The organism is Geodermatophilus sp. SYSU D00705 (assembly GCF_054050135.1).
On sequence record NZ_JBJGYT010000044.1, the window covers coordinates 19,304 to 29,594 of the forward strand.

Sequence of the window (10,291 nt, forward strand, 5' to 3'; positions counted from 1 at the left end):
CGGCGGTGCGATCGGCCATCCCCGTCCGGAACCCGACCGATCCTCGGTCCCACAGCCCGCTGCCGGAGGCATGAGACCCGGCAGCACGGTCCGCCATGGACCCCGGGGGTGAGCCGCCCGGCCGCCCCGTCGAGCAGGAGCGCTGCTTCGCAGCGACGACAGGAGAGGAGCCCCACGTGGGCAAGCTGGATGGCAAGGTCGCCGTCATCACCGGGGGCGGGCGCGGCCAGGGCCGCTCCCACGCAGTGCGGCTGGCGAGCGAGGGTGCCGACGTCGTCATCTGTGACATCACCCAGCAGGTGGGCTCGGTGCCGTTCGAGACCGGGCGCCCCGGCGACATGGAGGAGACCGTCGCGGAGGTCGAGAAGCTGGACCGTCGCTGCGTCGCCCTGGAGGCCGACGTCCGCAGCACCGCGGACATGCAGCGCCTCGCCGACACGGCGATGAGCGAGTTCGGTCGGATCGACTTCCTGCTCGCCAACGCCGGCATCCTCAGCCTGTCGGACAGCACCTGGGAGCTCACCGACGAGCAGTGGGACGACATGATCGACATCAACCTGACGGGTGTGTTCAAGGCCTGTCGAGCCGTCGTCCCGCACATGCGCGCCGGGGGCAACGGTGGATCGATCATCATCACGTCGTCCATTGCCGGGCTCCGCGGTGTCGCCGGTTGCACGCACTACACGGCCGCCAAGCACGGCATCGTCGGCCTCATGCGCACACTGGCCCGGGAGCTCGCGCCGGAGATGATCCGCGTCAACACCCTCCACCCGACCGGAGTGGACTCCCCCATGTCGAACAACGACTACTTCCCGAAGTGGCTGGAGGAGCACGAGGAGCTCGGTAACGCGATGCGGTTCAACCTCATGCCGGTCGACGCGATGCCGATGGCGGACGTCTCGGCGGTCGTGGCCTTCCTCTGCTCGGACGAGGCCAAGTGGATCACCGGCTCGACTGTGCAGGTGGACGCCGGCTTCATGCTCAAGTAGCCGACGCGAGCCCGGCCCGCCGTTCCGCCCGTGCGGAAGGCGGGCCGGGTCAGCGGCGGTCCAGCAGGGCGCGGGCCGCCGCGTGGCCGCCCAGGCCGCTGACCGCCCCGCCGCGGACCGTGCCCCCCGAGGAGGCGGCGACCACCCGCGGGTGGGCCGTGGCGACGCCCCAGGTGCCCACCTCGTCCGGGGTCGCGGCCACCGGCCAGGCGAGGTCGCCGTGGAAGATGTGGCCGCCGGGCATCGCGAGGGACTCCTCGACGTCCAGCGGGGACGCCGCCTGCAGGCAGAGCTCGCCGTCGCCGTCACGGGCCAGGCAGTCCAGCAGCGGCTCGGCCAGGTGCGCGTCGAGCTGGGCGACGACCCGCCGCACCGCCTCCCGGCGGGTGCCCACCGGGTCGTCGCGGAACAGCGCCGCCGGTGTGTGCAGGCCGAACAGGGTGAGCGTCTGGTACCCCGCCGCCTGCTCGGCCGGCCCCAGGATCGAGGGGTCGGACAGCGAGTGGCAGTACACCTCGAACGGGATGACGTCGGGCAGCCGGCCGGCGGCGGCCTGCGCGTGGGCCGCGTCGAGCTGGCCCGCGGCCTCGTCGACGTGGAAGGTGCCGGCGAAGGCGATGGCGGGGTCGACGCCCGAGCGCAGCCGGGGCAGCCGCGCCAGCACCATGTTGACCTTGAGCTGGGCGCCGTCGGTGGTGGGCCGGGGCGGTGCGCCGGTCAGCCGGTCGAGCACCGCGGGCGCCGCGCCGCAGACCACGTGCCCGGCGTCCACCGCGCGCTCGGTGCCGTTGTCGTCGGTCCAGTGCACCGTGACGCCGTCGGCGCGCGGCTCCAGCGCGGTCACCGTGGCGCGGGTGACCAGCTCGGCGCCGGCCCCGCGGGCCGCGGCGGCCATGGCGCCGGTGACCGCGCCCATGCCGCCCACCGGCACCCGCCAGCGCCCCGTGCCGTTGCCGACCACGTGGTAGAGGAAGCAGCGGCCGGCGGCCGAGCCGGGGTCGTGCACGTCGGCGAAGGTGCCGATGAGCCCGTCGGTCAGTGCCACGCCCTGCACCACGTCCGAGGTCAGGTGGTCGCCCACGACGTCGGCCAGGGGGCGCTGCTGGAGGTCCTGCCACAGCTGCGGGTCGCGCAGCCGGCCGGCCAGCTCCTGAGGGGAGAGCAGCGGCTCGATGAGGGTGGGGGCGAGGTCCTCGGCCAGCGTGGCCAGGCGGCCGTAGAAGCGCTGCCAGCCGGCCAGTTCGGCGTCTGAGCCGGTCAGCGCGCGGAACGAGGCGGCCGTGGCCGGCCCCTCGTCCCGCTCCACGAGCAGGCCCGCGCCCCCGGGGACGGCGGTGTAGGAGGCCACGGCGCGGTCGGCGAGGGTCACCTCCAGGTCGAGGTCGGCGACGATCCGGTCGGGCAGGAGGCTCACCAGGTACGAGTAGGCCGACAACCGGACGTCGACGCCGGGGAACACCTGCTCGCTGACCGCGGCGCCGCCCACCCGTTCGCGGCGCTCGAGCACCAGCACCGACCAGCCGGCCCTGGCCAGGTAGGCCGCGGCCACCAGCCCGTTGTGCCCACCACCGACGACGACGGCGTCGTATGCGCCCGCTCCGCTCACCGGCGGACCGTAGCCGGTGCCGGCACCGTCAGCTGCCCTCGGCGGGCGCGTCCTCGCTCTCCTCGCAGCCCTGCCCGGGAGCCTGCTCGGCGGTGCCGCAGTCCTGCTCGTTGCGGTTCACGTCGGTGTTCCCGCCGGTCTCGGTGCTGCTGCACCCGGCGAGCACCCCGGCGAGGAGGAGGGCGGCCAGGGGGCGTCTGAGGTCCATGCGCTGGACGTGCTCGCGGGGAGCGGTCGCCAAACCCCACCGGCACCACCGGACCCACCGGTCCCGCGTGTGTGGCGGATGGAGTCGAGAGTCCACGAAATCACATCCAGGTAATTGTCACGGCAGCGTCACGGCCCTTACGGTGTGTGTGTCCGGCGGGGCGCTCCGTCACCAACCTGGGTGACACCCCGAGGACGCCGCCGAGCACGCGCCCTCCTCCCCGGGGGCGCGGGGCCGGGGACCCACCGCAGCACTGGGGTGAAGCGCGCACGGCCGTGGCCGGCGCGCCGGGCGCCTTCCCGCCCGAACCCGTCAGCTAACCCGGTAGGCGGCCGTGGAAGAAACGGAGTGCCGCCGCCCCATGGCGTCCCCTCGCACCGCCCGCCGCGCTGCCCTCGTCCTGGCCGTCACCGGCGCCCTCGGCATCACCCTCGTGCCGTCGTCCGCCGGAGCGGAGGAGCCGGCCACCGCGCAGGAGGCCGCCGCCCTGGTCGCGGCCCGCGGCCACGAGCTGGAGGTCGTCACCGAGGAGTTCAACGAGGCCCGCGAGGCCCTCGCCGCCCAGCAGGCCGCCGCCCAGCAGGCCGCCGCGGCGGTGACCGACGCGCAGGGCGCGGTGACCGCGGCCCAGCAGCAGGTCCGCGGCATCGCCCGCAGTGCCTTCACCGGCGACAGCATGGGCTCGCTGCAGGCGCTCATGACCAGCGGCTCGGCCGAGGAGTTCGTCAACCGGGTCACGCTGCTGGAGACCGTCGCCGGCCACCAGAACGTGCTGCTGGACCAGGCCGTCGCGGCCGGCGAGGTCGCCGCGGAGGCCCAGGCGGTGGCCGACCGCGCCGCCACCGAGGCCCAGGCGCAGTACGACGCCGTCGCCGCGCAGCAGGCCGACCTGCAGGAGCAGATCAACGCCTACCAGGCCGACTACGCCCGGCTGTCCGCCGACGAGCGGCGGGCCGCCCTCGAGGCGGCCGCGACCGCCCACGGTGGCGGGGCCGAGCGCGCCAGCCGCGCCGAGCGCTCCACGCCGGCGCCCGCGGCCTCCGCGCCGGTGGTGGCCGGCAGCGGGGCTGTCCAGACCGCGATCGACACGGCCATGGCCCAGCGTGGCAAGCCCTACGTCTGGGCGGCGGCCGGGCCGGGCTCCTACGACTGCTCCGGGCTCGTGCAGTACGCCTTCAAGGCCGCCGGCATCAGCCTGCCGCACTCCAGCCGCATGCAGGCGTCCATGGGCACCCAGGTGTCCCGGGCCGAGGCGCGCCCCGGTGACCTGGTCGCCTTCTACAGCCCGGTCAGCCACATCGGCATCTACCTCGGCAACGGCCAGATGGTGCACGCGCCGACCTCCGGCGACGTCGTCAAGGTCGCCAGCGTCGACGCCATGGGCGCCACGCCGCGGTTCAACCGCATCGCCGGCTGAGAAAGGGCCCCGTCCTCCCCCCTCGCCTGCTAGGGGCGGTGCCCTGGACGGGGTCATCCCGGAGCCCCGGTCGCACGACGCGACCGGGGCTCCGCGCGTCTCCGGACCTTGACCGCGCCGACGCGCTCGTGAACACTGATCTCGAAGGAGAGCACTGTTCACAACAGGAGGTCGGTATGGCGCAGGCATGGCAGTGGGCCTGGGCGGGCGTCGCGTTCGCCGCGGAGCTCGGCGCGCTCGGTGCGCTCGGGTACTGGGGCGCCACCACCGGCGCGACGACGACCGGCCGCTGGCTCCTCGGTCTCGGCCTACCCCTGGGGGTGGCCGTCCTGTGGGGCGTGTTCGCTGCGCCGCAGGCCGTGGTGCAGGTGGCCGCGCTCGCCGTCCTCGTGAAGGTCGTCGTCTTCGGGGGCGCGGTGGCCGCGCTGCTGGTCAGCGGCTCGCCGCGGCTGGCCGTCGTCCTCGCCGCGGCGGCCGTGCTCGGCACCGTGCTCTCCGGGCCCCTCACCTCCCCGGCGTCGGCGGACGCCGTCAGCGCCCCGGCCCTCCGCTGACCTCCTGCAGCAGCCCCCACACGAACCGCGCCCGGGCCCCGCCGGGCAGCGCGACCTCCCAGCGGGTGACCACGCCGGGGTCGACGCTGCGTGCCCCGGGCAGGCCGACGACGTCGTCGAGCACGTGCTCCCACACCAGCAGCCGCGCCGCGGACGCGGGTGGGACGGGTGAGCCTGGCGCCCGGACCAGGTGCTCGTTGAGCACCGACCCGCCGGGACCGGACAGCACCTCCCAGTAGAGGTGGGGCCACAGCGGCACCGGCCACCGGCGGACCTGGACGTCGAGGTCGCCGAACCGGCGGTCCTCGAGCTCGTCCGGCGGCCCGAGGACGGCGCTGCGCAGCGCCAGCCCCCGCGGGGCCCGCGGCGAGTGCTGCAGCGCCTGCCAGCGGGTGTGCGCGGCGTGCGCCTCGGCGCGGGTGGCCCCCAGCCGGGGCAGCGCCTCCGCGACCAGGTCGGGGCGCAGGTCGGCCATCCGCCGCAGCAGCACGAGGCAGAACTCCCGCCGCGCCAGTCCCCGCACGGGCGTCGACCCTGCCAGCATCCGGCCGTGCTGATCCCACCGGCCACCGCCGCCGCGATCATGGAGGGGGTGGTCACGCTGGCGTTCCGCCGCTGGGACCGGCCGCGCATGCGCCCCGGCAGCACCCAGCGCACGGCGGCGGGGGTGGTCGAGGTCGTCGACGTCACCGAGGTGGACCCCGCCGACATCACCGAGGCGGACGCCGTGGCCGCCGGCGTCCCCTCCCGCGACCGGCTGCTCCGGCTGCTGGACCGCCGCCCCGGCACGCACGTCTACCGGATGCACGTGCGCGGGGCGGGCGCCGACCCGCGGGTGGCGCTGCGTGAGCAGGCGGCCCTCTCCGCGGCGGAGCGGGCCGAGCTCGACGCGTGCCTCGACCGGTGGGACGCCGCCCGCGCCGCCGGACCGTGGACGCGCACCGTGCTGCGCCTGATCGCGGAACGCCCCGGGGTGCGGGCGCCCGACCTCGCCGCCGTCCTGGGCCGGGAGACGCTGCCGTTCAAGCGCGACGTCCGCCGGCTGAAGGAGCTGGGCCTGACCCGCAGCCTCGCGGTCGGCTACGAGCTCTCCCCGCGGGGCGCGGCGTACCTCGGGCCGCGCATCGGGGAGGATGGGGGGCGATGAACCCCCGCGCCGTCGCCCTCGCCTTCCGTGCCGTCGCCCTCGCCGAGGCCTGCTCCTGGGTGGGCCTGCTGTTCGGCATGTTCGTGAAGTGGGTGCTCGCGTCCTCCGAGCGCGGCGTGCAGATCTTCGGGCCGATCCACGGCGGCATCTTCGTCGCCTACGTGCTGGTCTCGCTCCTCGCGGCCCGCGTGCTGCGCTGGAACGCGCTGACCACGCTGTTCGCCCTCGCCGCATCGGTGCCGCCGCTGGCCACCCTGTGGTTCGACCGCTGGGCGACCCGCACCGAGCGGCTGCCGCTGCCCGAGCCCGTCCCGAGCGCCTGACGCGAGCCCTGCCCGCCCGCGCCCCGAGCGGGCGCGTCTAGGTTCGCGGTCGTGCCCGAACCGGTCCTGCCCTCCACCGCCCGCACCCTCCTCGCCCGCGTCGCGCGGGTGCAGCGCGACGGCCGCGCGCCCAGCCTGGTCGCCGGCGTCGTCCGGGAGGACGGGCTGGCCTGGTCGGCCGGGCGCGGCGACGTCCCCGAGCCGCACACCGACGTCCAGTACCGGCTGGGGTCGATCAGCAAGACGGTGACCGCCGTGGCGGTGCTGCGGCTGCGCGACGAGGGGCGGCTGGCGCTGGACGACCCGCTGGAGCTGCACGTGCCGGGGACGCCGGTGGGGGAGCGCACCGTCGGGCAGCTGCTGGCCCACCTGGGCGGGGCCGCCGCGGAGAGCCCGGGCGGCTGGTGGGAGCGCACGCCCGGCGGGTCGCTGGAGGATCTGGGGCTCGCCGACGAGCACGCCGTCCTCGGCGCCGCACGCCGGTTCCACTACTCCAACCTCGGCTTCGGGCTGCTCGGTGAGCTGGTGGCCCGGCTGCGCGGCCGCCCGTGGGACGACGTCGTCCACGACGAGGTGCTGGCGCCGCTGGGCATGACGCGCACGACCCCGCGTCCGGTGGCCCCGGCCGCCGAGGGGCACGCGGTGCACCCGTGGGCCGACGTCGTCCTGCCGGAGCCCGAGCACCACGCCGGGGTGATGGCCGCCGCGGGGCAGCTGTGGGCCTCGTTGGCCGACCTCGCCCGGTTCGCGGTCTTCCTGCTCGGCGACACCGGCGACGTGCTCGACCCGGCGACGCTGGAGGAGATGACCGTGCCGGCCGGGGTGGACTCCTCGGCGCCGGGTTGGTCGGCCTACGGCCTCGGGCTGCAGGTCATGCGGGTCGAGGGGCGCACGCTCGTCGGGCACGGCGGGTCGATGCCCGGGTTCCTCGCCGGGGTGTTCGTCGACCGCGAGGAGCGGACCGGTGCGGTGTCCCTCGCCAACGCCACCAGCGGCCCGGAACCGGTCGTCTTCGGCCTGCTGGCCGACCTGCGCGCGGCCGAGCCCCGGATCGTCGACCCCTGGGAGCCGGCGCCGTCGCCCGTGCCGCTGGAGGACCTCGGCATCTGGTTCTGGGGCCCGGCCCCCCACGTGCTGCGGGCGCTGCCCGGCGGGCTGCTGCACCTCGGGCCGATGCCCGGGCGGGCGGGGCGGGCCAGCCGCTTCGCACGGCGGGAGGACGGGAGCTGGGTCGGGCTGGACGGCTACTACGCCGGTGAGCCGCTGACCATCGCCGCCGACCACCTGGACCTCGGCACCTTCGTGTTCACCCGCACCCCCTACGACCCCATGGGTCCGGTGCCCGGCGGCGTCGACGAGGGTGGCTGGCGGCACTGAGCCGCCCCGCGGGTCACGGCCGGTCGAAGGCGTCCATCGTCGTCTTGACCACCGCGCCGTAGACCAGGTGCGGCACCAGGTCGCTGGCCCAGTCGGTGGCCGACCAGGTGCGCGGGTCGGTGATGCCCAGCACGGTCATCGGCCCGTTGGCGGCCACCAGGACGCCTGCCGTGGTGAGCAGGGTGCCGACCACCGGCTGCGACCGGAAGCCCGCCGCCCGCACCAGGCCGACGACGACGCCGACCCCGATCCCGGCGACCAGCCCGGTCAGCGGGCCCAGGCCCTGCACCCGGTTCTGCCGCGTCTCGTCGTCCCCCGGGATGGGCACGTGCGCCTTCTCGGCCAGGGTCTCCACGGTCTGCTCGGGCGTGGAGCTGCTGCCGCGGCCGCGCACCGCCATGTCCAGGTAGGTGACGGCGTTGAGGGCGGTGCTGCCCGCCGCGCCGGCGGCGGCCCCCCGCAGCGCCCAGCCGAGCACGCTGATGCCGCGCCGGCCCTTGCCGATCGTCCCCACCGGGGTGCGCTTCGCCATGGCTGCGCCCTACCCGCGGGCCCCCGGCGGCCACACCAGGCCGGCGGGCGGCGAGGGGGCAGCCGCCGGCCACCGGCCGACGGCCGGTCAGCCGGCCACCGGCCGGCACAGGAACTCGGCGAGCAGGCGGGCGCAGCGTCCCACCGTCTCGGTGTGCTGGACCTCGTAGCCGTGGGTGCTCAGGGTCGGCAGCGACAGCAGGGCGGCGCGGGCGGTCTGGCCGCTGCTGCGTGCCTGGGAGGCGTCGGAGTCGAAGGACTCCCAGACCGCCGCGCGGGGAGCGAGGTCGAGCTCGTGTCCCAGCGCCATCAGCCGGTCGCTGATGGCCTTGTCGTAGACGACGGCGTCGTCGGCGTAGGCGACGACCGGCCCCGAGTCGACCGGCACCTGGTACTCGGCCTCCGCCGGACCGATGTCCAGGGCGAGGGTGACGTCGCCGGGGAGCGTGCGGCTGGCGTGGGCGGCGCCGATGCCGCCCATCTCCTCACCCACGGTGCAGACCAGGTAGACGTCCGCCGGCGGGCGCCGGTCCTGCTCCCGGAGCAGCCGCGCGGCGCCCACCAGGGCGGTGAGGGCGGTGCGGTCGTCGAGGAAGTACGAGCCGACGAAGTCGCCGAACCCCACGAGGCTGCGGCGGCTGGAGTGCACGCAGACGCGGGTGCCCGGGTGCACCCCGGCGGCCTGGAGCGACTCGACGTCGCGGCCGGTGAAGGCGTGCACGTCGGTCCACTCCATGGCCCGGTCGCCGCCGTCGGGCTTGGTCTGCCAGACCTTCGGTGTCTCCTGGGTGGTGTGCTCCGACCCGAGCAGCAGGACGGCGGTGAACTGCTCGGTGTCCCCCAGCACGGTGAGCGGGCCGAGACCGAAGTTGCCCGGGTACATGATCCCGAGCTGGGACAGCCGCAGGGTGCCGTCGGGTTCCACGCGCTTGACGATCATCGCGAGCTCGTCCATGTGCGCCATGACGCGCACGACCGGGGCGTCCTGCCCGCCGGTCCCGCGCAGCAGCGCGACGAGGTTGCCCGCCGCGTCCACCGTCAGCTCGTCGACGAACGGTTCCAGAGGCCGCCGGCAGACCTCCCTGACCTCGTCCTCCTGACCACCGGGTCCGTAGGCGGCGAGCAGGTCCTGGAGCAGGGCACGATCAGCGGGGGACACGGATCTCCTCGGGGCGGCGACGGGCCCGCCCTCCTACCCCCGTCCCTCGTCCGGGTAGTCGTCGTACGGGGCGCCGCCGCCGGGCGGCCAGGACCCACTCGGTCGTGAGCAGCACCATGGCCGCGAGCAGCAGGTCGTCGCGCGGCGCACGACGGCAGCGTCCCGCGTGTGACCCTCGTCGGCCAGTGGCGGAGGCGTGGATCGCCCCGCACGCTGTCCGGTGTGGAGGACGTCGACGCGCGGCTGGAACGCACGATCGAGGACCTGCTCGACGCCCGGCGGGCCGGCGCCTCCATCTGCCCCTCGGAGGCCGCCCGCGCTGTCGACGCCGCCGGCTGGCGCGACCTCATGCCCGCCGCCCGGGCTGCCGCGGGCCGCCTGGCCGCCGCCGGCCGCGCGGAGGTGACCCAGGGCGGCGCGGTCGTGGAGGTCGCCACCGCCCGCGGACCCGTGCGGGTGCGCCGGCCGCAGTAGTCCGCCGCGGCGGATCCCGGGGTACTGCCTCGAGCCCGCACCGCCAGCGCCGCGCCTCGTCTCCCGGCGCCCGACCCGTGCCGGGGCACGCCGGTTGGCGCTGTCCGCGTCGGCGGTGTCATGCGGCGGTGAGCAGGGGTGGGCCGATCACGATCTCGGTGCCGTCGGGTCGCCAGGTGCGCCAGTGGCCGTCGGGTTGGCGGTGCACGCGGAAGCCGTGGTGGACCTTGGTGTGGTGGCGTTCGCACAGCAACGCGGAGTTCTGCAGTGACGTCTCGCCGCCGTTGATCCACTCCACGACATGGTGGACGTCGCACCAGAAGGTGGGCGCCTGGCAGCCGGTGAACACACATCCCCGGTCGCGGGCCTCCACCGCCTTGCGCAGGTGTGGGGGCACGACGCGTTTGTCCCGGCCGAGGTCGAGTGGGGTGCCGTCGGGGGTCATCACGATCCGGGAGACGGCCGCGTCGCAGGCCAGCCACCGGGCGCGGGCGGCGGAGATCGCG

The 10,291-nt window shown here is 75.8% G+C and carries 13 protein-coding genes and 1 riboswitch; of the genes, 7 read left to right on the forward strand and 6 right to left on the reverse strand.

Going from position 1 to position 10,291, the window contains the following annotated elements; translation table 11 throughout:
* Positions 1-176: 176 nt before the first annotated feature.
* Positions 177-989, forward strand: a complete 813-nt coding sequence (locus ACI78Q_RS21730; RefSeq protein ID WP_456925539.1) for a mycofactocin-coupled SDR family oxidoreductase — start codon at positions 177-179, stop codon at positions 987-989.
* Between the two features lie 49 nt (positions 990-1,038).
* Here ACI78Q_RS21730 and ACI78Q_RS21735 read toward each other — a convergent pair whose 3' ends face one another.
* Positions 1,039-2,595, reverse strand: coding sequence for a phytoene desaturase family protein (locus ACI78Q_RS21735; protein ID WP_456925540.1), 1,557 nt, complete (start codon positions 2,593-2,595; stop codon positions 1,039-1,041).
* 28 nt (positions 2,596-2,623) lie between these two features.
* The gene (locus ACI78Q_RS21740) at positions 2,624-2,803 is read right to left on the reverse strand and encodes a hypothetical protein (protein WP_456925541.1); all 180 of its coding nucleotides are present in this window, start codon (positions 2,801-2,803) and stop codon (positions 2,624-2,626) included.
* A gap of 199 nt (positions 2,804-3,002) precedes the next feature.
* A riboswitch (cyclic di-AMP (ydaO/yuaA leader) is annotated at positions 3,003-3,149 on the forward strand.
* A gap of 15 nt (positions 3,150-3,164) precedes the next feature.
* Here ACI78Q_RS21740 and ACI78Q_RS21745 point away from each other — a divergent pair.
* The gene (locus tag ACI78Q_RS21745; RefSeq protein ID WP_456925542.1) at positions 3,165-4,220 is read left to right on the forward strand and encodes a C40 family peptidase; all 1,056 of its coding nucleotides are present in this window, start codon (positions 3,165-3,167) and stop codon (positions 4,218-4,220) included.
* Positions 4,221-4,396: 176 nt separating this feature from the next.
* Complete coding sequence (locus tag ACI78Q_RS21750; RefSeq protein WP_456925543.1) at positions 4,397-4,774, forward strand: DUF2568 domain-containing protein; 378 nt, start codon at positions 4,397-4,399, stop codon at positions 4,772-4,774.
* Here ACI78Q_RS21750 and ACI78Q_RS21755 read toward each other — a convergent pair.
* Positions 4,752-5,297 (reverse strand): hypothetical protein, encoded by a 546-nt coding sequence (locus ACI78Q_RS21755; RefSeq protein ID WP_456925544.1) that lies wholly within the window; start codon positions 5,295-5,297, stop codon positions 4,752-4,754. The genes ACI78Q_RS21750 and ACI78Q_RS21755 overlap by 23 nt on opposite strands.
* 27 nt (positions 5,298-5,324) lie before the next feature.
* On the opposite strand from ACI78Q_RS21755, the gene ACI78Q_RS21760 reads away from it, so the two are divergent.
* Genes ACI78Q_RS21760 through ACI78Q_RS21770 form a run of 3 tightly spaced genes read left to right on the forward strand, consistent with a single transcriptional unit; the run spans position 5,325 to position 7,621 of the window.
* On the forward strand, positions 5,325-5,921 hold the full coding sequence (locus ACI78Q_RS21760; protein WP_456925545.1) for a hypothetical protein: 597 nt from the start codon (positions 5,325-5,327) through the stop codon (positions 5,919-5,921).
* A complete protein-coding gene (locus tag ACI78Q_RS21765; RefSeq protein ID WP_456925546.1) occupies positions 5,918-6,244 on the forward strand; it encodes a DUF3817 domain-containing protein in 327 nt (108 codons plus the stop codon). The genes ACI78Q_RS21760 and ACI78Q_RS21765 overlap by 4 nt, the downstream gene beginning before the upstream one ends.
* Before the next feature lie 51 nt (positions 6,245-6,295).
* Complete coding sequence (locus tag ACI78Q_RS21770; protein ID WP_456925547.1) at positions 6,296-7,621, forward strand: serine hydrolase domain-containing protein; 1,326 nt, start codon at positions 6,296-6,298, stop codon at positions 7,619-7,621.
* Between the two features lie 13 nt (positions 7,622-7,634).
* On the opposite strand, the gene ACI78Q_RS21775 is transcribed toward ACI78Q_RS21770, so the two are convergent.
* Positions 7,635-8,153, reverse strand: a complete 519-nt coding sequence (locus ACI78Q_RS21775; RefSeq protein ID WP_456925548.1) for a hypothetical protein — start codon at positions 8,151-8,153, stop codon at positions 7,635-7,637.
* 87 nt (positions 8,154-8,240) lie between these two features.
* On the reverse strand, positions 8,241-9,311 hold the full coding sequence (locus tag ACI78Q_RS21780; RefSeq protein ID WP_456925549.1) for a M42 family metallopeptidase: 1,071 nt from the start codon (positions 9,309-9,311) through the stop codon (positions 8,241-8,243).
* Between the two features lie 222 nt (positions 9,312-9,533).
* Between ACI78Q_RS21780 and ACI78Q_RS21785 the strand changes: the two genes are divergently transcribed.
* Positions 9,534-9,785, forward strand: coding sequence for a DUF3253 domain-containing protein (locus ACI78Q_RS21785; RefSeq protein WP_456925550.1), 252 nt, complete (start codon positions 9,534-9,536; stop codon positions 9,783-9,785).
* A gap of 118 nt (positions 9,786-9,903) precedes the next feature.
* Here ACI78Q_RS21785 and ACI78Q_RS21790 read toward each other — a convergent pair.
* Positions 9,904-10,291: DUF222 domain-containing protein (locus ACI78Q_RS21790; RefSeq protein WP_456925551.1), on the reverse strand; the 388-nt coding region annotated here is incomplete at its 5' end.

What these genes read in the sequence shown, in the direction of transcription:
- ACI78Q_RS21765 (WP_456925546.1), top strand. Translation starts at nt 5,918, where the DNA reads ATGAACCCCCGCGCCGTCGCCCTCGCCTTCCGTGCCGTCGCCCTCGCC.
- ACI78Q_RS21740 (WP_456925541.1), bottom strand. Translation starts at nt 2,803, where the DNA reads ATGGACCTCAGACGCCCCCTGGCCGCCCTCCTCCTCGCCGGGGTGCTC.
- ACI78Q_RS21745 (WP_456925542.1), top strand. Translation starts at nt 3,165, where the DNA reads ATGGCGTCCCCTCGCACCGCCCGCCGCGCTGCCCTCGTCCTGGCCGTC.
- ACI78Q_RS21750 (WP_456925543.1), top strand. Translation starts at nt 4,397, where the DNA reads ATGGCGCAGGCATGGCAGTGGGCCTGGGCGGGCGTCGCGTTCGCCGCG.
- ACI78Q_RS21775 (WP_456925548.1), bottom strand. Translation starts at nt 8,153, where the DNA reads ATGGCGAAGCGCACCCCGGTGGGGACGATCGGCAAGGGCCGGCGCGGC.